Genomic DNA, 24,388 nt, shown 5'->3' with positions numbered 1-24,388 from the left:
TCAATTATAATTCGTTGTCAAACACTTCCTTTAAAACCTCCTTGTCATCAAAATGATGCTTTACTCCCTTTACATCCTGATAGTTCTCATGTCCCTTTCCGGCTACCAGTATCACATCTCCCGGCTGGGCCAGCATGCAGGCTGTCCGTATAGCCTCTTTGCGTTCTACGATTGCCAGCACGCGCGACATGTCCTCCTTGCTTACACCGGCCAGCATGTCGTTGATGATGTCCTGAGGCTCTTCAAAGCGCGGATTGTCGGAAGTGATAATCACCTTGTCGCTCTGTTTTACGGCTTCCTGAGCCATCAGCGGGCGCTTTCCTTTGTCGCGGTTGCCGCCGGCTCCCACTACCGTGATGACCTTTCCTCTGCCGTCGAGTACCTCCTGGATGGCATTCAGTACATTTTCCAGTGCGTCCGGCGTGTGTGCATAGTCTACGATGGCCGTATAGCCCTTCGGTGAGCGGAGAGCATCAAAGCGTCCGGATACAGGGCGCAGCATACTCAGCGCAATCAGCACCTCTTCCGGTTGCTTGCCCAGCAGACAGGCCGCACCGTATACGGCCAGCAGGTTGGAGGCATTGAAGCGTCCGATGAACTGTACGTTGACTTCGCGCTGGTTGATGTCCATCAGCATACCTTCAAAACCATCTTCCAGTACCTTTCCCTTGAAGTCGCACAGGGTGCGCAGGGAGTAGGTGGCAACCTTGGCCCGGGTATTCTGTACCATGACCATGCCGTTCTTGTCATCGGCATTGGTCAGTGCAAAAGCTGTTTTCGGCAGTCCGTCGAAGAAAGCCTTTTTCGCCTTCAGGTAATTCTCCACCGTCTTGTGGTAATCCAGGTGGTCGCGAGTCAGGTTCGTAAAGATACCTCCTGCAAACTTCAGTCCTCCGATACGCTTCTGGGCTACCGAGTGTGAGCTGACTTCCATGAAGGCGTACTTACAGCCTTCGTCGGCCATTCTTCCCAGCAGGCGGTTCAGGGTAATCGGGTCGGGCGTGGTGTGGTCGGTCGGGATAGCCTCTCCGTCGATGTAGTTGCATACGGTAGACAACAGGCCGACTTTATATCCGAAGTGACGGAACATGTCATACAATAAGGTGGCAATGGTAGTCTTGCCGTTGGTACCCGTAACTCCTACCAGATCCAGCTTCGAGGTCGGATCTCCGTAAAAAGTGGTTGCCAGTTTACCTACGGCATCCTCCGTATCCGGAGTGCTCAGATAAGTTACTCCCGGCTGGCGTACTTCCGGAATCTGTTCGCATACCACTGCTACCGCTCCTTTTTCAATCGCCTTGTCGATGTAGGCGTGTCCGTCGGTCTGTGTACCTCTTACGGCCACAAACAATTGTCCCGGTTCAATCAGGCGTGAATCCATCTGAATACCGGTAATATCGAGATCGGTACATCCCACCGTTTCGGTGAGGGTAACCGGCTGAATGATTTCTGTTAATTTCATAAGCTTAATTTCTAATTAGTTAATGTCAATGTAATGGTCTGTCCCTTGCGCAGGAAACTTCCCGGCTGCAGACTTTGTCCTTTCACTCGTCCGACTCCCGACAAACGCACTCTCAAGCCTTTCTCTTCCAGCAGGAAGACCGCATCCTTGGCACCCATTCCGATGACGTTCGGCACAAGTCCCTTGCTGAATTTCTGTTCCTTGAGGTCCACATTCTCGGTCGTATGGGTTGCTTTTCCCCATACCGGATGTATTCCGGCAGTGAGGTCGGTCCCGTTATGACGGATATTCAGTTCGTTCAGTACCAGTGCTGCTTCGGAGAGGTCTCCTTGCTTTACATCCGGTACCAGAACGGAAGTCGAATCTTTGGCAGTAGCCAGGTCCAGATACAGGTGCTTGGCATATACCCGTTCCGCAATGCGGCTGAATACGCTTCCTGCCTGCAGACCTCCTGAAGCCGGTCCGTGCGGAATCTGGATGGATACAATGCAACTGTATTTGGGGGCTTCCGACGGGAAGTAACCGCAGAAGCTGACCAGGTAGCTGACACCTCCTGACTTATATCCCGATTTACCCTGAGAAATCTGTGCCGTACCTGTCTTTCCCGAAACACTGAACTGCTTGCTGCCGGCTGGCTTGGCAAGTCCTTCCGAAACTACCTTACGCAAGATGGTGTGCATCATGTGCAGCGTGGAGTCGGAACAGATTTTCGGATTGATGACCTCGGTCGGGAATTCTTCCAGAATTTCTCCGTTCTTGGAAATGGCCTTCACAAACTTCGGCTTGACCATGGTTCCGTTGTTCGCTATCGCATTGTAAAAATTCAATATATAAATAGGAGGAATCATGGTTTCGTATCCGATACTCATCCACGGAAGTGTGGTCTTGCTCCAGGGCAGGGCACCTTTGATGGTTTCCCTTTCCTTCGGACCCCAGATACGGGGACTGGCTTCTCCCACAAAGCCCAGGTTCAGCGGCGTATCGATGTTCATCCGCTTCAGCCCGTCTACGAATTTCTGCGGATTGTCCTTATAAAACTTATCGATGATGCTGGATACACCCACATTCGAGGATACTTCCATGATGCGCGTCACGTCAATGGCTCCATATCCTCCTTTGTACCAGTTCCAGTCTTTCATCCAGCTGCCGTGCATCTTCACCTGACCGGTTCCCGTATCCACCACGTAGTCGGGTGTAATGTATCCGTCTTCCAGGGCTACCATGATGGAGGCCGTCTTGAAAGTCGAACCCGGTTCCATCAGGTTGCTGACCGCCAGGTTGCGCATCTCGTAGTAGTTCCCGTCGTTGCCCCGGGTCATATTGACATTGGCCTTCACCTCACCGGTCTCCACTTCCATGACAACTGCCACACCCGACAGGGCTTCCAGGTTTTTCAACTGGTCTACAAGAGCCTTTTCGGCGATATCCTGCATATCCACGTCAATAGTAGTAATGATGTCGCATCCGTCTACAGCCGGTTTGTCCACGATGTTCAGGTACTTGTTCATTACCTTCTGGCGGTGTGTGATTCCGTTGTATCCTCTCAGGATGGAATCATAGGTCAGTTCCAGACCGTTTTTGGCTCCTTGTGCCATGTCCGGGAACATGTCTCCCAGCGTACGCATGGCCAGTGAGCCGAACGGTTTCTTCCGCTGGTTGAACGCCTCTGCATGCAGACCTCCCCGATTGCTGCTCAGATTGAGTACCGGCAATTTGCGTACCTCCTTGTATTCGATATACGAAATACGCTTGGGGTAAAGCAGGTAATGGCGGCTTTTCTTCTTCCGTCCTCTTAATATATGTGTACGGAATTCCTGGGCACTCTTTGACGGAAAAATCTCATGCAGTCCCTTGCAGATTTCGCTCAGGTGATTCATCAGCATGGTATCTTTCGTCATGCCCCCTGCCTGGAAGTCCATGTAAATCTTGTATTCAGGCAGACTGCTGGCCATCAGCTTCCCGTCGGCCGAAATGATATTTCCCCGGTTGGGTCTGATCTCCACATTCTCCTTTACAAACCGGTCGGCCACATCCTTCCAGTACTGTCTTTCGGCAAACATGATGATTCCGGCCTTGACAATTACGGCAACCGCCAAGAGTGCCATAATGAACACGATAAACGTGTATCTCAGCATTATATTCTTTTGTCCTGGTATCATTTTCTTATTCCTTTATCAGATAAGGAGGGGTATCGGCCACTTCCAGCGGAGTTCCCTTCGATGAAATATATTCTTCGATGCGCGACTGACGGCTTCGTTCGGTCAGTTCGGAAGAAATGGTCAGCGCATCATACTTGATGTCTGTCAGTTCTTTCTTCAGACGGTCTATTTCAATCAGCTCCTGTTGGCTCGAATACCGGTTGTCAATGTAAAGAATCGTCATGATTACAATCAGGATGATCAGATTGGCCTGGCGCTTGAAAAAATCATGTGCCAGGATATCTCCACCCAAAATGCTCTTCAGCGTAATATGCGATTTGTTGTCTTTCTCTTCCATATGCCTATCTTTTTTCAGCGATGCGGAGCTTGGCGCTTCGTGAACGCGGATTCTGGTTTATTTCCTCATCAGAGGGTACGATTACCTTGTTGTTGACAGCCCGGAACGGCGTCTGGATGTTTCCGAAGAAATCCTGCTCCATTTTCCCTTCCACGTTTCCTGTCTTGATCAGGTTTTTTACCATCCTGTCTTCCAGGGAGTGATACGTGATTATTACGAGTCTTCCTCCGGGCTTCAGCGCCTCGGTGGCTGCATAAAGCATTTCTTTCAGTGCCTCCATTTCCTGGTTCACCTCAATCCGTAGTGCCTGAAACACCTTGGCCAGTTCCTTCTTTTCCCGTTCCCGTCCGAACAGCGGCTTCACCACCTCCAGAAAATCACCGATGGTCTGTATGCTCTTCTGCGTGCGTGCCTTGACCAGCACTGATGCCAGCTTCCGGCTGTTTTTCAGTTCCCCGTACAGGTAAAAGATATCTGCCAGTTTCTCTTCCTCGTAGTTGTTTACAATATCGGCTGCCGTCATTCCCGCCCGCTTGTTCATTCTCATATCGAGCTTTCCGTCAAAGCGGAAGGAAAATCCCCGTTCTGCATCATCGAAGTGATGAGAGGATACCCCCAGATCGGCCAGTACGGCATCGACCTTTTCCACACCGTAGTAGCGCAAGAAGTTATGTAAGTATCTGAAATTGCTCCGTACAAACGTAAACCGCGGATCGTTGACGATGTTCTTTTCCGCATCCTCATCCTGGTCGAAACTGAACAGGCGGCTGTCTTTGTCCATTCTGCGAAGTATCTCCTTGGAATGTCCCCCTCCTCCGAAGGTCATGTCTGTATAAATACCTCCAGGCTGGAGATTCATCCCGTCAATGCTTTCGTTCAGCAATACGGGAATGTGATAAATTGTTTCCGTCTCGTTCATTGTTTTGTAAACTTAAAGTGAAATTACCTTATTATATTACATAGAGTGTGTAAAATTACATATTTCCCTATAATTAGCGGATATAAATTTTCGGAAAAATATAAAAAGTTATCAACAGGTATACCGGCTTCCGGGAATAGTGATCCGGGCTGCCCGGATGTTTTCTTTTTCCTGCGTTTTTGAGGGGTCCCGACCGGGTATGAATATTGCTCAATGCCTGCCGATTTGTGCATTGTTTTCCCGACTTTTCTGCTTTTTTTAGGTAATTATCATCATATTTCATCAAATATGTAGGGATTTATCAAAAGATAAGTTACTTTTGCAAACAAATCTATGAATTGAATAATGGCTGGCGATTCGATATTTTTGATTGATATTGACAAGATTATAAAAGAAAAAGCTGGAAAGAAGGCAGGCCGGATTCCCCGTTTTTTGGTCTCTTATCTGAAGAGGATTGTGCATCAGGAAGAGATTAATGCTTTTCTGACCAGTGTAAAAGATCGAAGTGGTGTGGATTTTCTGGAAGCGTGCATGGATTTTCTGGATGTGAAACTGGACGTTCACGGACTGGAGAATCTGCCGCAGGACGGATTATGTACCTTTGTATCCAATCATCCGCTGGGCGGTCAGGATGGAGTTGCCCTTGGTTACTTGCTGGGCAAGCATTATCAGGGAAAGATTAAATATTTGGTCAATGATTTGCTGATGAATCTGCACGGACTGGCTCCGTTGTGCATTCCTATCAACAAGACGGGGTCGCAGTCGCGTGATTTTCCCCGCATGGTCGAGGCCGGTTTCCGTTCCGACAGTCACATCATCATGTTCCCGGCCGGATTGTGTTCCCGCAGGCAGGGAGGTGTCATAAAAGACCTGGCCTGGAAGAAAACCTTTATCTCAAAGAGTGTCGAGACTCAGAGATATGTGGTGCCTATCCATTTCGAAGGCCGGAATTCTGACTTCTTCTACCGCTTGGCCAATATCTGCAAGTTCCTGGGTATCAAGTTTAATATTGCGATGCTGTACTTGGCCGACGAGATGTTCAGGAATCGTCACAAAACCTTTAAGGTGACCATCGGGAAGCCGATTCCCTGGCAGACCTTCGACCACTCGAAGAGTGCGGCAGAATGGGCCGGATATGTGCGCGAGCTAGTATACAAACTGTAATTTAAGAAGAGCATAAAATAAATATATGGAAGATATTATTGGACCGATTGACAAAGAAGTGCTGAAATCGGAACTGACAGCCGAGAGACGCTTGAGAATGACCAACAAGAGCAACAATGAGATTTATATTGTAAATTGGAAGAATGCTCCCAATGTGCTGAAAGAGATTGGTCGTCTGCGTGAGATCGCGTTTCGTGCGGCAGGAGGTGGAACCGGGCTCTCTATGGACCTCGATGAGTACGACCTGATGGAGAATCCTTACCAGCAGCTGATTGTGTGGAATCCTGAGGCTGAAGAAATTCTGGGCGGATACCGTTACTTGCTGGGCGATGAAGTGGAGTTCGACAAACACGGCAAACCGGTACTGGCTACCGCGCATATGTTTGATTTTTCTGAAAAGTTTCTGAAAGAGTATCTCCCTACTACCATTGAGCTGGGACGCTCGTTCGTAACGCTTGAATATCAGTCTACCCGGGCCGGATCGAAGGGCCTTTTTGCGCTGGATAATCTCTGGGACGGACTCGGAGCGCTGACCGTTATCAAGCCTAATGTGAAGTATTTCTTCGGCAAGATGACCATGTATCCAAGTTACAGCCGTCTGGGACGTGACATGATTCTGTTCTTCCTTCAAAAACATTTTTCTGACAAGGATCACCTGATTGTTCCGATGCAGCCGCTGCGCATTGAGGCAGATACGAAGATGCTTGAGGAGCTGTTCTGCCACGATACGTTTAAGGAAGACTATAAGGTGCTGAATACCGAAGTCCGCAAGTTGGGATACAACATCCCTCCTCTGGTCAATGCTTATATGAGCCTTTCTCCTACCATGCGTATGTTTGGTACAGCCATCAACGACGGTTTCGGGGATGTGGAGGAAACCGGTATCCTGATTGCGGTAGACGAAATCCTGGAAGAGAAACGGGTACGTCATATCGAGTCTTATATCAAAGAGCATCCGGAAGCCTTGCAGCTGACATCCGGTGCCCGTCCGGTGGTGACAAAAGGTTGATTCTCCAGCGGAGTATGATGAATAACCTTGCCTGAGATATTCTTACTGATTATAAAAGCAGCCCGTCATTGACATTGCATGATCATTGACGGGCTGTTCTTATTGTGTGGGTTGTCCGGCTTACCGGCTGCTTTCGAATTCCTCCAGTTCCTGGAGTCCGGTTTCGATTTCGTGGACCGAGCGCTTATCCCAGTGAAGGTATCCCAAATAGGTAGCGATGCCTCCGGCCAGTAACATCAGCCCGTCGAATACCGTCAGCCACAGGCTCCGGTAATGATGATGAATGAAGAACACGGCAAGGAACAGGCCGAGCGCAATAAACGGGGTACAGTAAAGTTCGGCTCTCAACCGCTGCTTGTAGGCAATCACCCATTTCCGCAACTTGAGCAGCGAAGACGACTGCAAATCGAATTTATACAGGAAGTGTATGTTCCACAGAGAGTATAGCATCGTAGCCGGAAGTACGGTATATGCCAGCCATAAGACCTCCTGCCGGATGGTTACCTGTGTGGCAGCCAGCGGAATGACGGCCAGAAAGAATACAATGACTCCGATGGCCAGTATGTTGGCTTTTACCAGACGGTCCCGGGCAGACAACGCACGTTTTTCAATCAGTTTTTTGGCAACTTTGCGGTTGAGTATCTCACTTTTTCTCAACTCGTCATTCAGCAGTTCCCAGTTTTTTTTCAATTCATCCAGTTCCATGTTTCAAGCATTTACAGGTTCGACATTTTCTTTAATTTATCTTTGATGCGGTTGAGGCGTACGCCTACATTGTTTTTGGAAATACCGATAATCTGGGCAATCTCCTCGTAGCTCCTTTCCTCCAGCCACAATAGAATCATGGCACGCTCCAGAGGGTTCAGTGCATGAATCAGCCGGTACAGTTCGTGCAGCTGGCTTGACTTGCCCCCGTCGTTCTCGTCCGAGATTTCCAGGTTGACGGGGAGGGTGATGGCTTCCACCTGCGATTTTGATTTCCGCAGATAAGAGATGCAGGTATTCAGGCTGATCCGGTATATCCACGTAGACAGCGAGCTGTCTCCCCGGAAAGCCGGATAGGCACGCCAAAGATTCAGGACGGTATCCTGATAAAGGTCATTCAAATGTTCGGTATCCGAGGCGTACAGGTAGCATACCTTATAAATTACCCGCTTATGTGTTTCCAGCATGTCCAGAAAATCTTTTTCTATCAATGACTTTTCCATAATCAATCAACTTCTGTGTTTTATCAGGTTAGTCGGTATAAAGGAGAAAAACTTACACTTCCATTCAAAAAAAATGCCACAACAGAGAAAGAGACTGTTGTGGCAGGGAGTATTGACAAAGGGTTCATCGGTCATTGAACGATGTCGGGACGGACTGCGGCTATACCGCCGGCAGACTGTTTCCGTTGATCTTCCGGTACAGGTCGAGGGCATAGACGTCGGTCATTCCTGAGATGTAGTCCAATACCGCCTGTATCTTGTTGTACAGCGTAGGTGCATTGACATTGTACTGACTGGATACCCGGTTGATGAGCAGTTGGGAATATGCCTTTTCCGGATACCTTACCGCCTCGATCATCAGGTCGATGAGTGTTGTAATGACCTGATAACCGGCCAGTTCGATGTCTAGTACGTCCTTAGAGCAATAAATCTTCCGTGCGGCTACCTCGGCACAGTGGCGGTAGGCTTCCCGTACCCCGGCGGGAGTCTGCTTGATAAGAGGTCCCTCAAAACGCCCTTCCAGGATTTCCTCTTCGTGGTCGAGGAAGGTCTGTATGCAGGCCTGGATCATCACTCCGATGGCCGATGTCCGCAAGTAGGCAATCTGTTCGTTCGTGTCCTCTACCAGCCGGCAGATCTCATGGATACGCTCCAGCCTTTGCGGACTGAAGAAGCCGGAGTAAAGTTCCTTGGTCTCTTCGGTAGTCAGGATTTTCAGTTTGTGCGCATCCTCAATGTCCATCATCTGATAACAGATGTCGTCGGCGGCCTCTACCAGGTAGACCAGCGGATGACGTGCGTACCTTACCGGTTCTCCTGCAGCGCTGAGGCGGGTGATTCCCAGTTCTTCGGCAATCCGGATGTAATCTTCCTGTTCGCTGATAAAGAAACCGAATTTCTGCTTGCTGCCTGCCAGCAGCGAAGAAAACGGATACTTCACTACCGACGCCAGGGTAGAGTAAGTCATGACAAAACCTCCGGGACGTCTTCCTTCGAACTGATGTGTCAGCAGGCGGAAGGCATTCGCATTGCCCTCGAAGTGGGTCAGGTCGCTCCATTCCGCTTCCGTAAGCAGCGGTTTCAGGGACAGTCCTTTCCCTTCCGAAAAATAGGTTCCGATGGCCTTCTCTCCCGAGTGGCCGAACGGAGGGTTCCCCAGGTCGTGCGCCAGACAGGCAGCCGATACGATTGCTCCGATTTCCTGTATGTGTGAGTTCTTCAGTTCGGGATGCCGCTGCAGCAGTCGGGTGGCCAGCTCGTTTCCGAGCGAGCGTCCTACACAGGAGACTTCCAGACTGTGCGTCAGTCGGTTGTGCACAAAGATACTGCCCGGCAACGGAAATACCTGAGTTTTGTTCTGCAGCCGCCGGAAAGGGGCAGAGAAAATCAGCCGGTCGTAATCGCGCTGAAATTCCGTCCGGTCGTCTTTCCGCTTTTCATGCAACGACTCCAGACCGAAACGCTTGTTCGAGATTAATTGTTTCCAATCCATGATATCATCTATTCTGCTTGATGCTGCAAACATAGGGAAAAAATAAGGTTGCCGCAAGAAAAACCGGTCCGGCGGCGGAAAAAAGCGGAAGGTGTCTGCCGGGCGGGGCAGGGAGGAAGATGAGGGGCCCGGAAGACAGGGAGATGTGACACGGGCACCGGCGGAAGAAAACCGGAAGGGAGGCCGTGCGAAATATATAAAAAATGGTAAACATAACTGTAAATTCTCTGAAATGTGTAACTTCGCAAAATATAATATAATAAAGAAATAAGTTACATGAAGATTCAGATTATCAATAAATCCAAGCATCCACTGCCGCAGTATGCAACTCCTTTTTCTGCGGGGATGGACCTCCGTGCCAATCTCGACCAGCCTGTGGTCTTGAAACCCTTGCAGCGTTGTCTGGTGCCTACCGGACTTTACATGGCGTTACCTGAGGGGTACGAAGCGCAGATCCGCCCGCGCAGCGGACTGGCACTGAAGAAGGGAGTGACCCTGCTGAATACACCGGGAACCATCGATGCCGACTACAGAGGCGAGATCGGGGTGATTATGGTGAACCTGTCTTCCGAAGATTTTGTGATAGAAGACGGAGAACGCATTGCACAGATGGTCATTGCCCGCTATGAGCAGACCGAATGGCAGGAAGTGGAGGTACTCGATGAGACACAGCGGGGTGCCGGAGGTTTCGGACATACCGGAGTAGGTTAAAGCAAGAAGGTTATGCGTAAGATATTATATATATTGATGGGATGCGGAATGCTGCTGGGATGGACTTCCTGCGGCAGTTCGCGGAAATCGGCCGCTGCAGTGGCCGTACAGACGGAAAGTGATCCGCTGACTCCCGAGGCTCGCCGTAAGTTCGATTATTATTTCCTGGAGGCTGTCCGGATGAAGCAGCTGGGAAAGTACGATGCGGCGTACGAACTTTATCAGCATTGTCTCGATATTCATCCGGCTTCGGCGGCTGCATTGTATGAGGTCGCCCAGTTCTATATGTTCCTCGGACAGGAGGAAAAGGGAGAACAGGCGTTGAAGCAGGCGGTACAGTCCGACCAGTCGAACTTCTGGTACAAGCAGACACTGGCTTCGTTCTACGTGCGCAAGAGGGATTTCCCGAAGGCGATTACCGTATATGAAAACATGGCCGATCAGTTTCCGGCACGATTGGAACCGCTGATGTCGCTGATTGAGCTTTACAATCAGACCAAGAGTTATCAACAGGTGGTGAATACCCTCGACCGGCTGGAAGAACTCGACGGAAAATCCGAACAGATCAGTATGGAGAAGTTCCGGATGTACCTGTACCTGAACCAGAAGGAGAAGGCCTTTACCGAGATTGAGAACCTTTCGAAGGAGTATCCTTATGACATGCGTTACCAGACCATTCTGGGAGATGTCTATCTCGACAACGAGAAGCCGCAGGAGGCTTATGACATCTACCGGCATATCCTGAAGGAGGAACCGGGGTATGCGCCGGCCTTGCTTTCGCTGGCTTCCTACTATCAGAAAACCGGGCAGGACAGCCTGTATCACCTGCAGCTCGATACGATTCTGGTCAACGAGAATGTGCAGACCGATACCAAGATGGAAATCATGCGTCAGATGATTCTGCAGTCGGAACAGACCGACAAGGACAGTACGCAGATTGTGTCGCTGTTCCGGGAGATTCTGAAACGCCCGCAGCCCAATGCGGATATGGCCATGCTCTGTGCGCAGTATCTCGTTACCAAGCGGATGGAGAAGGAGTCGGTGCCGGTGCTGCATCAGGTGCTCGACCTCGACCCTGAGAACAAGCCTGCCCGCCTGCAGTTGCTGAGCTATGCCTTGCGCGACAATAACCTGGACGATGTGATTCAGATTGCCCGTCCGGCTCTTCAGTATAATCCGGAGGCACTGGAGTTTTATTATTATCTGGGACTGGCGTATTACCAGAAGAAGGATACGGACCAGGCACTGGATGTCTTTCTGAAGGGAGTCCGTCAGGTAAACGAGAAGAGTGACAAGAATGTGGTTTCCGATTTTTATTCCATTCTGGGCGATATGTATCATTCAAAGGACATGCATGCCGAGGCGTATGCGGCCTACGATTCTTCGCTGGTGTACAATCCGGACAATATCGGAACCATGAACAATTATGCGTATTTCCTTTCGGTGGAGCGCAAGCAGCTGGATAAGGCGGAGGAACTGAGCTACCGGACGGTGAAGGCGGAACCCGAAAATGCGACTTATCTGGATACGTATGCCTGGATTCTGTTCGAGAAAGGAAAATATACGGAGGCCCGGATTTATATTGATCAGGCGCTCCGCAACGGGGGGGATTCCAGCCGGGTGATTGTGGAGCACTGCGGTGATATCTACTATCATCTGGGAGAGAAGGAAAAAGCCCTGGAATACTGGAAGAAGGCCGATGGCATGAAGGTGGAGGAAGAGGGTTCGACTCCGCCGACGGAACAGGAAATCAAGCGGCTGAAACGGAAAATTGCATTGAAAAAATACGTGGCTGAATGAGAAGGATAATCCGACATATGGTGTGGGTACTGGTTGCCGTAGGAATGGCAGCCTGTACGGCTTCGCGGAAAGCGGGAAGAGAACCGATGGTGGGGGGACTCACCGGGGAGGCGTACCTGGAGAAGGTGATTGAACTGTCGCCGGAGTGGCAGACGCTGAGTGGAAAGGTGGCGCTGCAGCTCGACCTGGGTGCGAAGGGTAATACGAAGGTGAATGCAACGATGCGGCTGAAGAAGGGGGAGCTGATCCGTCTGTCGGTGGCACCGCTGCTGGGGATCGAGGTGGCTCGTCTGGACATTACTCCGGAGGGCTTGCTGGCTATCGAGCGCATCAACAAGCGGTATGTACAGGCTTCGTTCGAGGAAATTCGTAACTCGTGGCAGGTAGACCTGAGTTTCAATGTCTTGCAGTCGCTTTTCCTGAATGAGATTTTCTTCCCGGGAAAGCTGCAGCTGGAAACTGGGGATGCCAGGTATTTCTTTGTGCAGACCGAAGGGGAGGATGCGGTCATCCGTGCCAAGACTTCCAAACAGTTTTCGTATCGTTTCCGTACTTCTGCTGCCGACGGTTCGCTGCTGGAGACGCATGTGGGGGTAGCGGGGCTTCCTTATGCTCTGAACTGGAAGTACGACCGTTTTGAACCGCTGGGGGCACGGCGCTTTCCTGCTCACATGCAGGTGGTACTCGAGGGAAGTTCCTCTCCGACCATCCTGAATATGGATTTTTCGCGTTTGTCAACCGGAGGCGACTGGGATACGGTTTCGGAGGTATCGTCACGCTATAAGCAGATTTCGCTTCAGGAGTTGTTGAAGATGTTTATCAAATGAAAAGAATAATCAGCATAATCTGTCTGTGTCTGTGTGCGTGGGGAGTACATGCACAGAGTACGCGCAAGATTCGGGAACTGGAGAAGCAGCACGTAGAGCTGCAGAAGCAGATTGCCGAGTCGGAGTCGCTGCTGCAGTCTACCAAGAAGGATGTCAGCAGTCAGTTGAACAACCTGGCTTTGCTGTCGGGGCAGATAGAGGAGCGTAAGAAGTACCTGGCAGCGGTGGAACGCGATGTGCAGGTCATTCAGCGGGAAATCGGGCGGGTACAGGCCGAACTGAAGAAGTTGCAGGCGGAACTGGCCGAGAAGAAGAAACGGTATGAGAAGTCGGTCAATTACATGTACCGCAACAAGTCGGTGCAGGAGAAGCTGATGTTTATTTTTTCTGCCGATAACCTGAGTCAGATTTACCGCCGTCTGCGCTATGTGCGTGAGTATGCCGATTATCAGCGGCTGCAGGCTGCCCAGCTGGTGCGCAAGCAGGAGCAGGTGCAGGAGAAGCAGCGGACGCTGCAGGAGAGCCAGCGTGCCAAGGAGGAGATGCTGAAGCAGGGAGAAAACGAACGCAAGAAACTGGAGGCTCAGGAAAAGGAGCGGAAGGACTTGCTGGCTTCCTTGCAGAAGAAGCAGTGGACGATACAGGCGGAAATCAAGAAGAAGCGGCAGTCGGCTGAACGGCTGAATGCCCAGATCGACCGTCTGATTGAAATAGAGATTGAGCAGGCGCGCAAGCGGGAAGAAGAGGCCCGGAAGCGTGAGGCTGCTGAGCGGAAGAAGGCTGGACAGTCCCGGAAGGAGGAAGGAAAACCGGCTCAGCCGGCACCGAAGGGGCAGGTGGACCGTTTCCGTGGGGGAGCGGAGAGCCGCCGTCTGTCGGGAGTCTTCGAACAGAACAAAGGAAGGTTGCCGGTGCCGATTACCGGACCTTATGTGCTGGTGGGCCGCTACGGGCAGTATCAGGTGCTCCGTAACGTTCGTCTGGACAATAAGGGAATTGACCTGAAGGGGAAACCGGGGGCTCAGGCCCGTGCGATTTTCGACGGAGAGGTTTCGGCCATTTTCCAGTACAACGGTCTGGCGAATGTACTGGTCCGTCACGGCAGTTATATTTCGGTGTACTGCAACCTGAGTTCGGTGCTGATCAAGAAGGGAAGTATCCTGAAGACAGGGGATGTCATCGGACAGGTGAATACGGACAAGGCCGGGGATACGGTCCTGCATTTCCAGTTGCGGAAGGAAACGGCAAAGCTGAATCCGGAAGTCTGGCTGAATCTGTAATCGGAAAAGAAAAATACCATGATGGATTTTCCGGAAGAGGAAGATCTTTTCTGAAACCCGGCATTGGGGGGTGTACAACCTCCGGTGCCGGGTTTTCCGACTTTCATACGGAGGTTGCACGACCCGCGCACGGAGGTTGGAGAATGATATTCTATGAAAGGGAATGATGTAAATTATGCGAAGGAAAAAAGACCGTAATACCGTGCCTTCCCGGCAACGGAAAGCGCCGTATCATCGCCCGGTTAGCGGGAGTGATACGGCGCTTCTGTATGAGCCGGCAGCAGTCGGTCACCGGACTGCCTGCCGGTACTTATGATCGTTCATCGGTCTGCAGGTTTTACATCGGTACCAGGGTGAATCCCCAACGGTATTCCTGGTTGGCCGGAATCAGGTATTGAGGATCGGGAATAGCCCCCCAGCTGTCGTAACCGCCGAGTCCCATCTGCTTCATGTCTACACAGACCTCTACGAAATTCTGAGGTACGATGTCGTTGATGTGTGTCTGTCTCGGCTTGATGTTGCGGGCCGTACGGACGTCGTGCTTCAGTTCTTCTGCATCCCGGTTGTTCCACTGGTAATCTCTGTGAACGGCTTCTTCTCCGTCAAAATCTTCCACAGCGTTGCGGAGGGCATTGAATCCGAAGGGCAGGTCGGCATAGAGTGCCAGTCCTTTGCCGCCTTTCTTTTCCAGTTTCAGCCAGCGGGTGTCCGTGTGGTGTCCGTTTTCCTGCGGACGTACATACGGGAAGTACATTTCGTCGGCAGTGTTGCGGTAGAGACCAACCCGTGTACCGTTGTTGCGGTCGCAGTAGTTTTCTTCCGGTCCGCGTCCGAAGTAAGTTACCTGATTCATGGCAGCCGGAATGCGGAAACGGATACCGATTCTCGGAACCACGAGTTTGGAACTTTCCTTGCGAATAGCCTCATTGCCGGGAGTAAAGGTGGCTTTCAGGGTAGCTTCCGAAGCTTCTGTCTCGGCGGCCTTCATCTCAGTAGAGGTAAATGTATAGTCGGCTTTCACCACGCCCGACGGATGAATCCGGTACGTAGCCAGGTAGAGGTTGCCGGCTGCCAGCAGGTAAGTAGCCTTCAGTACGGCATCTTTTCCGTCCATCTGCAGGGAGGCATCCACTACATTGAAGTTCTTGCTCGACTGCTTCCAGATTTGCAGGCGGCGAGGCATCTGACTGCCGTAGTCGTTGTCGTTCGGAGCCCGCCAGAAGTTGGGCTGGATACCGAATCCGTCTTCAAAATATTCGGTGCCTTTCACCTTGTAGGAGATCACCATTCCTTTGGCCTTGTCGAAGGTGAAGGTAACCTGTGAGGACTGTACGGTAAGCAGGTCTCCCTGTTCACTGCAGCTCAACTGCGGTCCGGCAGTGCGGAAGGTACGGGCTCCGCTTTCTACCGGGAGGCGGAACTGGTCGTGTGCAATTTCGTATCCGGCCGGTATCAGCGGCTCTTCCTGAGTGGTGTATACCTGGAAATTGACGAAATATTCGGTCTCTGCCTTCGGCTTCAGTCCGCTGACGTCAACGCGTACGGTCTGCTTCTGCTGCGGAGCCAGGTCGAGCGTCATGGCACGGCGGCGCACCACCTTGTCATTGGCCTTCACCTCCCACGTCAGCTTGTAGCGGTTCAGGTTGGTAAAGTAGAAGCGGTTCTCTACTTCAAACTCTCCCGTTTCGAGGTTGACGGCACGGAATCCGACATTCTGGTGTGCATACTTCACCTCGTTCATGGCCGGGTGCGGAGTACGGTCGGGACTGACAATACCGTTGCAGCAGAAGTTGCCGTCACTCGGCATGTTGGTTCCGAAGTCGCCTCCGTAAGCCCAGTATTTCTTTCCGTTCTCATCGGTGACTTCCAGGCCCTGGTCTACCCAGTCCCAGATGTATCCTCCCTGGAGGTTCGGGTATTTATAAATGGCCTTCCACTGGTCCCAAAGGCTTCCGGTAGAGTTTCCCATGGCATGAGCATATTCCGAAGGCGCTACCGGACGGTCGGTACCCATCCGGCCCGTCTTTTCCAGCCAGGCAGCTCCGGGGTATTGCGGTACATACATGTCCGAGTTCCATTCCCACTGAGCCCGCTCGTAGTTTACGGGGCGGTCCATCAGTTGCTTGTCGGCTTCCTTCAGCCAAAGATAAGCCTGGTAGAAGTTATATCCGTTTCCGGCTTCGTTACCCAGCGACCAGAAGGTGACAGAAGGGTAGTTCTTGTTGCGTTCAAACATATTCTCGATGCGGTACATGTGCGGCTTCAGCCATTCGGGGTTGTTGCCCAGCGTACCTCCCTTGCGCAGTTCGTAATACATACCGTGGCTCTCGATGTTGGCCTCGTCGTATACGTACAGTCCGTATTCGTCGCACAGTTCGTAGAAACGGCGGTCCTGCGGATAATGGCAGAGACGGACGGTGTTGATGTTATGACGTTTCATCAGTTCGAAGTCCTTGCGCATCAGCTCTTCCGTAACGTAGTGTCCGGTCAGCGGATTGTGCTCGTGGATATTGACTCCCTTCAGTTTGATAGGCTGTCCGTTGACGAGCAACACTACGTAGTTCTTGCCGTTTGCGGCCTTCTGGTCGATTTCCTTGATTTCAATCCGGCGGAAACCTACGTGGTAGGGGATGACTTCGGTTGTCTTTCCGTTTTCTTTCACCGTCATAAGGAGCCGGTACAGGTTGGGATGTTCCGAAGTCCATGTCTGTACCTCTTTCAGGTCGGCAGCAAACTGTACCGGTGTCTGGGGAGTATTGCCCGGAAGACTTACCTGCTTTTCTTCCTGTGCCACGGTGGTTCCCTTGGCATCGAGCAGTTCGTAGCTTACGCGAAGGTCGGCCGGGTTCGGATGGTGGTTCTTCAGTTCCATCTGCAGGCGGAAGATACCGTCACGGTAAGTATCGTCGAGGGTAGAGGTGATGCGGAAGTCCTGCACCGAAGCCTTGGGCTGCGAGTAGACAAAGACATCGCGCTCAATGCCGCTCATGCGCCAGAAGTCCTGACATTCCAGGTATGAGCCGGTGCTCCAGCGGAAAATTTTCAGGGTCAGTACGTTTTCGCCTTCTTTCAGGTAATCGTTGATAAGGTATTCTGCCGGATTCTTGGAATCTTCGTTGTAGCCGACTTCCTTTCCGTTCAGGTAGACGTAGCATCCCGACTTGGCACCGGCGATGTGCAGGTAGATGTCTCTGCCTTCCCAGTCGGCCGGCAGACTGAGGGTGCGGCGGTAAACGCCTACGGGTGTCTGCTCGGGAAGTTGCGGCGGTTGCGGATTGCGGGGCTGGAACTCATACCCGTGGTTGGTATAGATGGCGGTTCCGTATCCCTGTACTTCCCAGTTTCCCGGAACCTTGATGTCGTGCCAGGTTACGTTTCCTCCGTCGGAAGAAGTGATGTCGGCCGGAAGGTTCAGGTACGAATCGGTGTAGTAGAATTTCCAGGTACCGTTCAGCAGCTGGTAGTAAGGGCTGTTCTCGTATTTGCCGGTCATGGCCTGTTCCTTGTCGGCATAGGTCATGAAGGCAGAACGGGGAGCCTCCCGGTTGACGGATACGGTCTGGATGTCTTTCCAGTAGGGCAGTGATTCATTGGCTGCAGATGCCGGTGAAGATAGGGCACAACTCAGCAAGATGCCTGAGAGTGTGTAGCTGACGGTTCGCAGCTTCTGGTTAACGTTTTCTTTCATTGCGTTTTTTAGTTTAGATATCGTTTTTAGTCTAGAGATTACTCCTTTTGGCAAATGTAATAAAAAAAACGGAAGGACGAAAATGAAGAAGCCGGACCGTGCTGCGTTGAGGCTGCACGGTCCGGCTTCGGTAACCGATAAGTTATGAATAGATCATCGGATTAAATCTGTTCCAATGCCTGTTCCAGGTCGGAGATGATATCGTCTACGTTTTCGATACCTACCGACAGACGGATCAGGTCGGGAGCCACTCCGGCTTCGATGAGCTGCTCATCAGTGAGCTGGCGGTGGGTATGGCTGGCTGGGTGAAGCACACAGGTGCGGGCATCGGCCACATGGGTGACGATGCATGCCAGTTTCAGGCTGTCCATGAAGCGGATGGTTTCTTCGCGGGTACCGTTCAGACCGAAGGCGATTACACCGCAAGAACCGTTGGGCATGTATTTCTGTGCCAGTTCGTAGTATTTGCTGCTCTTCAGTCCGCAGTAGTTTACCCATTTCACTTTCGGATTGGCCTCCAGCCATTCTGCGATGCGCTGTGCATTCTCACAGTGGCGCGGCATACGCAGGTGAAGCGTTTCCAGTCCCAGGTTCAGGAGGAAGGCATTCTCAGGCGACTGGATGGAGCCCAGGTCGCGCATCAGCTGTGCCGTAGCTTTGGTGATATAGGCCATTTTTCCAAAAGCCTTGGTATAGGTCAGTCCGTGGTAAGACTCGTCGGGACGGGTCAGTCCGGGGAACTTGTCGGCATGGGCTTCCCAGTCGAAGTTGCCGCTGTCGACAATGGCACCTCCCACACAGGTCGCATGACCGTCCATGTATTTGGTGGTAGAGTGAGTCACGATATCGGCTCCCCACTGGAACGGGCGGCAGTTGATCGGAGTGGCAAAGGTATTGTCCACAATCAAGGGCACACCGTGGCTGTGGGCGATGCGTGCGAATTTCTCGATATCCAGGACATTGATGCTGGGGTTGGAGATGGTTTCACCGAAGAGGCATTTGGTGTTGGGACGGAATGCCTTGCCGATTTCTTCTTCCGAAGCGTCAGCATCGATGAAGGTACAGTCGATGCCCATCTTCTTCATGGTAACGGCGAACAGGTTGAATGTGCCTCCGTAGATGGTTGAGGCGCATACGAAGTGGTCTCCGCTCTCACACAGGTTCAGTACGGCATAGAAATTGGCAGCCTGTCCCGAAGAGGTCAGCATGGCAGCCACTCCTCCTTCGAGTGCGGCGATTTTGGAAGCTACCGCATCGTTGGTAGGGTTCTGCAGACGGGTATAAAAATAACCGCTTTCTTCCAGGTCGAACAGACGTGCCATCTGTTCACTGTTGTCATATTTGAAGGTCGTACTTTGGTAAATGGGCAATACCCTGGGTTCTCCTTTTTTCGGAGTCCATCCCGCTTGTACGCAGAGCGTTTCTCTACTGTAATTCTTTTTCATCCTGTTTTAAATTTTGTTGTTGACAGATTTCTGTAATAATGCGACAAAAGTAAGAAAAAAAACGGCGACAGACTTATGTATGATGATAAAAGATGTATCTTTGGAAGTAAAATTAATCAATCTAATTATGGCAGATGAAATAAGTTTCCGGCATATCATTCCGATACAGATCCGCTTCAGCGATGTAGACCAGTTTGGTCATATGAACAACTCGGTGTATTTCTCCCTGTACGACCTGGCCAAGACGTCGTATTTCAGGGATGTGTTCGGAGAGCACGACTGGAGAAAGTTTGCGGTAGTGGTGGCCAATATCAATGCTGATTTTCTGGCTCCGGTATTTTTTTCGGACGATCTGGCGATAGAGACAACGGTGGTGCATCTGGGCAACAAGAGTTTTACACTCCTGCAGCGGGCGGTGGACCGTCGTGACGGCATGATCAAATGCCAGTGCCGGACGGTACTGGTGGGCTATGATATCTCTACGAAAGAACCGGTGGAGATTCCTTCCGACTACAAAGAGGCAATCTGCAAGTACGAGGGAAAATCACTGGAAGATTTGTCGAAGAAGTAAGACGGATAAACAGGCAGGCCGTATCCTTGCACTGAAGGATACGGCCTGATGTATGAAAAGACCTAGCGGAGGAATTTTCTTGCCAGGTATTTGCGTACCGGCTCATCGTATATTTTCAGCAGCAGGTATGCCAGCAGAATGTTTCCGAGGATGACTCCCGCTCCAACGGGCAATGCCTGGGAGAAGGGTATCTGATTGTTCCATACCCATGAGTAGAAGAGATACATCGAGGGATAGTGGATGACATATACGGGATAGGAAATGTCTCCGCAGAATTTACAGATGCGTGTCGACAGCGAGTCGCTGGTCAGGGAGGAAGCACCTGTCCATACGATCACCGGGAACAGGAGGGTTACGCACAGGGTGTCGTAGATGCCGTTGATCCAGGGGGTATCGGCGGTTCCCCAGTGAGGCAGGGCTACCAGCACGATGAGGCTCAGGCTGCAGATCCAGAATCCGCCGCGGACAGGGAGCGGCTTGAAAACGCGCGACATCCAGATGCCGACAGAGAAACAGAACATCATGCACAGGATTCCTCCCGCTACATAGTGGTTGGCGAGGGTCCAGCCGACTCCGAGATGTCCGTATCCCGAACCGTTGCCGATGGCATAGACGGCCACTCCCAGGCCGGTAAGCAGGACGACGTATTTCAAGGCTTTCCGGGGAAGGCGGCGCAGGATAAGGGCGTAAATAATGTTGCCGATGTATTCGATGAACAGCGACCAGTAGGGGCCGTTGAGGGGGAAGAGTTCACCGTTGCCCCGGATTTCAATCCGGTTTCCGGGAGCAGCCGGAATCATGAACAGCGTACACAGTCCTGCGAGCAATACCCAACTGAGGGAGATGGGGGTACCGTCCCACTGTGTGCTTCCCTGTATCAGGAAAGAAAGAATACCGAACACGATTCCGATAAAAACCATCGGATGGAGACGGATGAGGCGGCGCTTGAAAAATTCGGCGGTACTCATTCTTCCCCACCGGTCGTCGTATGCATATCCGATGACGAAGCCGGAAAGGATGAAGAAAAACTGTACGGCAAGGTATCCGTGGTTGCACCGCTGGTCGAGGGGACTGGTGGCAAATGCTTCAAAGAAATGGTAAATCAGCACCATCAGGGCGGCGACTCCCCGCAGGCCGTCGAGAATGGCGTAATGGGGTTTGGTATCGGCAAAGGCGGCCGATGACGTGAGTGTGGTATGAGACATAGGTTGTAAGTTTAAAATGAATGAATCAGTTTTGGCGCAAAACTATAAAAACTTTCGCCGTAAAAACTTGTCCTATGTCAAATTCGCAGGAGGACCTTCCGGAAATCAGTCGGCGGCACGGATGCGGCTCAGGGTAGAGAGTGTGATGCCCAGGTAAGAGGCGATATAGCTCAGGTTGGCGCGCTGGCAGACATCGGGAAACTGTTCCCGGAAGGCTTCATAGCGGGCCTTGGCGGGGAGGGTGAGCCGTTCCTTGTGGCTGCGGTGCAGTCTCCGGTATTCGTTCTGGTGGATGATTCTTCCCCAGTTGCATATTTCAAGATTGGTCTCGAACAGGTGGATCAGGTCGGTAAGGGCAATCCGGTAGACTTCGACTTCTTCCAGGGTCTCTACATATTCTTCGCTTTTTTTCCCGTAATACAGTTCGTCCATGCTGAATACAATTCCTCCCTCGCAGGAAAAGGAGGTCGTGATTTCCTCTCCGTCTACCAGCCAGAAGGAGCGTGTGATGCCTTTTTCCAGGAAGTATGCGTATTTGCAGTATCTTCCGGCCTGGATCAGCTGGTATCGCTTGGGAAAATGACAGCAGGTAAGATGGCTTTTCAGGATAGCGAGGGTCTGCTCCGAAATGGGGCATAAGGAAGTCATGTGGCTGATGATGTGATTCATTGTGTGTGTGGTCTCCATGCTGCAAATGTAAGGAAAATTATGGAAAACGGAAAGCCCCGGGCTTCAGGAGAAGGACCGGGGCTTGATGAGGATTATAACCTAATTTATTTGAATGATTTCTGGTAGATAGCCAGTGCTTCTTCGTCGGTCAGCGGACGCGGGTCGAGGGTGAACAGTCCACCCATGGTTTCTCTGGCGTTCTGTACCATCTGAGGCAGGTCTTCGGCCTTGATGCCCCATTCGCTGAGGTGAAGGTCTTCTACGTGACATTCCTTCTGCATCTTTGCAAGGGCATCGATGAAGTCGCTCGGACGGTTGCTCTTCTTCTGGGTCATGACTTCCGCCATCTTCATGTAGCGTTTCATACAGTCGTTGCGGAAAGTCTCAAAGTAGGCAAGACTGATGGAAATCAGCCCGGCGCCGTGGGGCAATGCCGGATAATAGGCACTCATGGCATGTTCCAGTGAATGTTCGGAAGTACAGCTGGAAGTCGATTCTACCAGTCCCGCAAGCGTGCTGGCCCATGCTACCTTGGCTCTGGCCTTCAGGTTCTTTCCGTCGTTGACAGCTACCGGAAGGTATTTGGCCAGCAGACGGATGGCTTCGAGTGCATAAAGGTCGCTGATAGGGGTGGCACAGTTGGCAATGAAACCTTCTGCCGCATGGAAGAAGGCATCAAATCCCTGATAGGCTGTCAGGTGAGGAGGGATGGATACCATCAGTTCCGGATCGATGATGGAAAGTGCCGGGAAGGTATGGATATTTCCAAAACCGATTTTCTCCTGTTTTTCCTCGTGGGTAATCACTGCCCACGGGTCGGCTTCGGTACCTGTTCCGGCAGTGGTAGGAATGGCAACCACCGGCAGTGCCTTGCTGATGGGGCGTCCCTTTCCGCTTCCTCCGGTTACGTAATTCCAGAAGTCACCTTCGTTGCAGGCCATTACGGCAATTGCCTTGGCCGAATCGATGGAGCTTCCTCCTCCCAGTCCGATTATGAAGTCGCATCCTTGTTCCCTGCAGATGGCTGCAGCCTCCATGACATGTGCCTTGATAGGGTTGGGTAATATCTTGTCATATACAATAGCCGCTACGTCGTTTTCGACCAGTAACCCGATTACTTTATCTAGGTAGCCATATTTTTTCATAGAGGTTCCAGCAGAAATGACAATCATAGCTTTCTTTCCCGGTAAAGTCTCGGTGGCTAATTTCTTGATTTCTCCACATCCGAACAGGATTCGTGTCGGGATGTGTAAATTGAAAACTGGATTTGCGTTCATAATATTTACGTTTTAAAGTTCGTGTTTTTCAAATATACGAATAAAACAATAGGATTGTGTTCCGGAAATGTTAAATATTATATAATAATAAGTGCCCTTTATTTTTGTTTCCGGTAGCTGAGTATGGCCCATCCGTAGAGTACGACTGCGAAAAAGCTTAATACAGAGATGGGGAGAAGGATATCGGACAGGCTGCTTCCTTTCAGGTAGACCATGCGCATGATTTCCATAAAATAGCGGAGCGGATTGATATAGGTAAGGTATTGTGCCCAGTCGGGCATGCTGCTGATGGGAGTAAAGAGTCCGCTCATGAGCACGAACGTGAGCAGGCAGAACCACATGACCAGCATGGCCTGCTGCATGTTCGAGGAATAGTTGGAGATGACGAGTCCCATTCCGGACATGACCAGTCCGAACACCAGTGCGGCCAGGTAGATGGTAAGGAGGCTTCCGGCGGGAGTGATGCCGTAAATGAGCCAGGAAAGAAGGATGCAGAGATTGAGCACGACGAATCCCACGCTCCAGTAAGGAAGTATCTTGGCCAGTATGAAGGTAAAACGGCTCACGGGAGTGACATTGATCTGTTCGATGGTGCCGGTTTCTTTTTCGCTGACGACATTCAGGGCCGGAAGGAAGGCACAGAACATGAGCAGCAGCATGGTCATCAGGGCCGGAATCATGAATAGTTTATAGTTCAGGTGCGGGTTGAACAGATACTGCAGGGTGACGGGCTGAGGCTGCCCGTTCAGAATCTGCTGGATGTACGAGTTGCCCAGTCCTCCTTTCATTCCGTTTACGGCATTGAGGGTGACCTGTACGGAGGGCTTCTGACCGCAAACCTGTGCTTTCTCGAAGCCCTGAGGGATTTCGAGCAGTATGTCTGTCCGGCTTCTTCTCATGCTTTCCATTCCCTGGGAGTAGGAGGCGAAGATACCGGTCAGTTCAAAATAGCGGGAAGCATCGAAACGCTGTATGAGTTGCCGGGAGACCGTACTGTGGTCGTTGTCGATGATGGCAAGTCTCATATTCTCGATTTCCAGTGTGGCCGCCCAGGGCATGACCAGCATGATGATGCACGGGAAAGCCAGGATGAGGCGGGGCAGGAAACTGTTGCGCCGCATTTGTTTGAATTCTTTTTCTATCAGGTAACGTAATATCATGGCGG

20 protein-coding genes are annotated in these 24,388 nt (G+C 51.4%); 7 read left to right on the top strand and 13 right to left on the bottom strand.

What is annotated here, in order from left to right; all coding sequences use genetic code 11:
• Positions 1-4: 4 nt before the first annotated feature.
• From H3001_RS04345 to rsmH, 4 genes are read right to left on the bottom strand one after another with little or no spacing between them, the layout of a single operon-like run.
• Positions 5-1,462 carry a UDP-N-acetylmuramoyl-L-alanyl-D-glutamate--2,6-diaminopimelate ligase gene (locus H3001_RS04345; RefSeq protein ID WP_181214172.1) on the bottom strand — a complete coding sequence of 486 codons (1,458 nt, stop codon included), beginning with the start codon at positions 1,460-1,462 and terminating at the stop codon, positions 5-7.
• Between the two features lie 11 nt (positions 1,463-1,473).
• Positions 1,474-3,621, bottom strand: coding sequence for a penicillin-binding protein (locus tag H3001_RS04340; protein WP_181214171.1), 2,148 nt, complete (start codon positions 3,619-3,621; stop codon positions 1,474-1,476).
• A gap of 4 nt (positions 3,622-3,625) precedes the next feature.
• Complete coding sequence (locus H3001_RS04335; protein ID WP_178243735.1) at positions 3,626-3,958, bottom strand: FtsL-like putative cell division protein; 333 nt, start codon at positions 3,956-3,958, stop codon at positions 3,626-3,628.
• 4 nt (positions 3,959-3,962) lie between these two features.
• Complete coding sequence (gene rsmH / locus H3001_RS04330) at positions 3,963-4,877, bottom strand: 16S rRNA (cytosine(1402)-N(4))-methyltransferase RsmH (protein WP_181214170.1); 915 nt, start codon at positions 4,875-4,877, stop codon at positions 3,963-3,965.
• Between the two features lie 345 nt (positions 4,878-5,222).
• On the opposite strand from rsmH, the gene H3001_RS04325 reads away from it, so the two are divergent.
• A complete protein-coding gene (locus H3001_RS04325; protein WP_181214169.1) occupies positions 5,223-6,041 on the top strand; it encodes a 1-acyl-sn-glycerol-3-phosphate acyltransferase in 819 nt (272 codons plus the stop codon).
• Between the two features lie 25 nt (positions 6,042-6,066).
• Positions 6,067-7,050, top strand: a complete 984-nt coding sequence (locus H3001_RS04320; protein WP_178243741.1) for a GNAT family N-acetyltransferase — start codon at positions 6,067-6,069, stop codon at positions 7,048-7,050.
• 120 nt (positions 7,051-7,170) lie between these two features.
• Here the strand turns inward: H3001_RS04320 and H3001_RS04315 are convergent, their stop codons facing one another.
• From H3001_RS04315 to dgt, 3 genes are all read right to left on the bottom strand, one after another.
• Complete coding sequence (locus H3001_RS04315) at positions 7,171-7,755, bottom strand: hypothetical protein (protein WP_178243743.1); 585 nt, start codon at positions 7,753-7,755, stop codon at positions 7,171-7,173.
• Between the two features lie 11 nt (positions 7,756-7,766).
• Positions 7,767-8,258, bottom strand: a complete 492-nt coding sequence (locus tag H3001_RS04310; protein WP_178243745.1) for an RNA polymerase sigma factor — start codon at positions 8,256-8,258, stop codon at positions 7,767-7,769.
• Positions 8,259-8,418: 160 nt separating this feature from the next.
• Entirely contained in the window at positions 8,419-9,750 is a 1,332-nt protein-coding gene (dgt, locus tag H3001_RS04305; RefSeq protein ID WP_178243746.1) for a dGTP triphosphohydrolase, read from the bottom strand.
• Positions 9,751-10,026: 276 nt separating this feature from the next.
• Here dgt and dut point away from each other — a divergent pair, with 276 nt between their 5' ends.
• From dut to H3001_RS04285, 4 genes are read left to right on the top strand one after another with little or no spacing between them, the layout of a single operon-like run.
• Positions 10,027-10,461, top strand: coding sequence for a dUTP diphosphatase (gene dut / locus H3001_RS04300; RefSeq protein ID WP_181214168.1), 435 nt, complete (start codon positions 10,027-10,029; stop codon positions 10,459-10,461).
• A 12-nt stretch (positions 10,462-10,473) separates the two neighbouring features.
• Positions 10,474-12,261: a tetratricopeptide repeat protein gene (locus H3001_RS04295; protein ID WP_178243750.1), complete on the top strand. Its 1,788-nt coding sequence runs from the start codon at positions 10,474-10,476 to the stop codon at positions 12,259-12,261.
• A complete protein-coding gene (locus H3001_RS04290; protein ID WP_181214167.1) occupies positions 12,258-13,088 on the top strand; it encodes a DUF4292 domain-containing protein in 831 nt (276 codons plus the stop codon). The genes H3001_RS04295 and H3001_RS04290 overlap by 4 nt, the downstream gene beginning before the upstream one ends.
• Positions 13,085-14,368, top strand: coding sequence for a murein hydrolase activator EnvC family protein (locus H3001_RS04285; RefSeq protein WP_181214166.1), 1,284 nt, complete (start codon positions 13,085-13,087; stop codon positions 14,366-14,368). Before H3001_RS04290 ends, H3001_RS04285 begins: the two co-directional genes overlap by 4 nt.
• Positions 14,369-14,705: 337 nt before the next feature.
• On the opposite strand, the gene H3001_RS04280 is transcribed toward H3001_RS04285, so the two are convergent.
• Both H3001_RS04280 and H3001_RS04275 read right to left on the bottom strand, forming a co-directional pair.
• A complete protein-coding gene (locus H3001_RS04280; protein WP_181214165.1) occupies positions 14,706-18,056 on the bottom strand; it encodes a glycoside hydrolase family 2 TIM barrel-domain containing protein in 3,351 nt (1,116 codons plus the stop codon).
• A gap of 161 nt (positions 18,057-18,217) precedes the next feature.
• The gene (locus tag H3001_RS04275) at positions 18,218-19,501 is read right to left on the bottom strand and encodes an O-acetylhomoserine aminocarboxypropyltransferase/cysteine synthase family protein (RefSeq protein WP_178243758.1); all 1,284 of its coding nucleotides are present in this window, start codon (positions 19,499-19,501) and stop codon (positions 18,218-18,220) included.
• 127 nt (positions 19,502-19,628) lie between these two features.
• Between H3001_RS04275 and H3001_RS04270 the strand changes: the two genes are divergently transcribed.
• Positions 19,629-20,072: an acyl-CoA thioesterase gene (locus H3001_RS04270; protein WP_178243760.1), complete on the top strand. Its 444-nt coding sequence runs from the start codon at positions 19,629-19,631 to the stop codon at positions 20,070-20,072.
• 62 nt (positions 20,073-20,134) lie between these two features.
• Here H3001_RS04270 and H3001_RS04265 read toward each other — a convergent pair whose 3' ends face one another.
• The 4 genes from H3001_RS04265 to H3001_RS04250 form a co-directional block, all read right to left on the bottom strand.
• Entirely contained in the window at positions 20,135-21,277 is a 1,143-nt protein-coding gene (locus H3001_RS04265) for an acyltransferase family protein (protein ID WP_178243762.1), read from the bottom strand.
• A gap of 105 nt (positions 21,278-21,382) precedes the next feature.
• Positions 21,383-21,946, bottom strand: coding sequence for a Crp/Fnr family transcriptional regulator (locus H3001_RS04260; protein WP_178243865.1), 564 nt, complete (start codon positions 21,944-21,946; stop codon positions 21,383-21,385).
• Positions 21,947-22,050: 104 nt separating this feature from the next.
• Positions 22,051-23,223, bottom strand: coding sequence for an iron-containing alcohol dehydrogenase (locus H3001_RS04255; protein WP_178243765.1), 1,173 nt, complete (start codon positions 23,221-23,223; stop codon positions 22,051-22,053).
• A gap of 98 nt (positions 23,224-23,321) precedes the next feature.
• Positions 23,322-24,380, bottom strand: coding sequence for an ABC transporter permease (locus H3001_RS04250; RefSeq protein ID WP_178243866.1), 1,059 nt, complete (start codon positions 24,378-24,380; stop codon positions 23,322-23,324).
• Positions 24,381-24,388: the final 8 nt, after the last annotated feature.

The organism is Phocaeicola faecicola, from assembly GCF_013618865.1.
Lineage (GTDB): Bacteria > Bacteroidota > Bacteroidia > Bacteroidales > Bacteroidaceae > Phocaeicola > Phocaeicola faecicola.
This window is presented reverse-complemented; position numbering and strand designations above follow the sequence as displayed.

Coding starts and splice junctions, on each gene's coding strand:
- dut (WP_181214168.1), top strand. CDS start 10,027: ATGAAGATTCAGATTATCAATAAATCCAAGCATCCACTGCCGCAGTAT.
- H3001_RS04325 (WP_181214169.1), top strand. CDS start 5,223: ATGGCTGGCGATTCGATATTTTTGATTGATATTGACAAGATTATAAAA.
- H3001_RS04275 (WP_178243758.1), bottom strand. CDS start 19,501: ATGAAAAAGAATTACAGTAGAGAAACGCTCTGCGTACAAGCGGGATGG.
- H3001_RS04310 (WP_178243745.1), bottom strand. CDS start 8,258: ATGGAAAAGTCATTGATAGAAAAAGATTTTCTGGACATGCTGGAAACA.
- dgt (WP_178243746.1), bottom strand. CDS start 9,750: ATGGATTGGAAACAATTAATCTCGAACAAGCGTTTCGGTCTGGAGTCG.
- H3001_RS04285 (WP_181214166.1), top strand. CDS start 13,085: ATGAAAAGAATAATCAGCATAATCTGTCTGTGTCTGTGTGCGTGGGGA.
- H3001_RS04345 (WP_181214172.1), bottom strand. CDS start 1,462: ATGAAATTAACAGAAATCATTCAGCCGGTTACCCTCACCGAAACGGTG.
- H3001_RS04340 (WP_181214171.1), bottom strand. CDS start 3,621: ATGATACCAGGACAAAAGAATATAATGCTGAGATACACGTTTATCGTG.
- rsmH (WP_181214170.1), bottom strand. CDS start 4,877: ATGAACGAGACGGAAACAATTTATCACATTCCCGTATTGCTGAACGAA.
- H3001_RS04290 (WP_181214167.1), top strand. CDS start 12,258: ATGAGAAGGATAATCCGACATATGGTGTGGGTACTGGTTGCCGTAGGA.
- H3001_RS04335 (WP_178243735.1), bottom strand. CDS start 3,958: ATGGAAGAGAAAGACAACAAATCGCATATTACGCTGAAGAGCATTTTG.
- H3001_RS04260 (WP_178243865.1), bottom strand. CDS start 21,946: ATGAATCACATCATCAGCCACATGACTTCCTTATGCCCCATTTCGGAG.
- H3001_RS04315 (WP_178243743.1), bottom strand. CDS start 7,755: ATGGAACTGGATGAATTGAAAAAAAACTGGGAACTGCTGAATGACGAG.
- H3001_RS04280 (WP_181214165.1), bottom strand. CDS start 18,056: ATGAAAGAAAACGTTAACCAGAAGCTGCGAACCGTCAGCTACACACTC.
- H3001_RS04255 (WP_178243765.1), bottom strand. CDS start 23,223: ATGAACGCAAATCCAGTTTTCAATTTACACATCCCGACACGAATCCTG.
- H3001_RS04320 (WP_178243741.1), top strand. CDS start 6,067: ATGGAAGATATTATTGGACCGATTGACAAAGAAGTGCTGAAATCGGAA.
- H3001_RS04270 (WP_178243760.1), top strand. CDS start 19,629: ATGGCAGATGAAATAAGTTTCCGGCATATCATTCCGATACAGATCCGC.
- H3001_RS04265 (WP_178243762.1), bottom strand. CDS start 21,277: ATGTCTCATACCACACTCACGTCATCGGCCGCCTTTGCCGATACCAAA.
- H3001_RS04295 (WP_178243750.1), top strand. CDS start 10,474: ATGCGTAAGATATTATATATATTGATGGGATGCGGAATGCTGCTGGGA.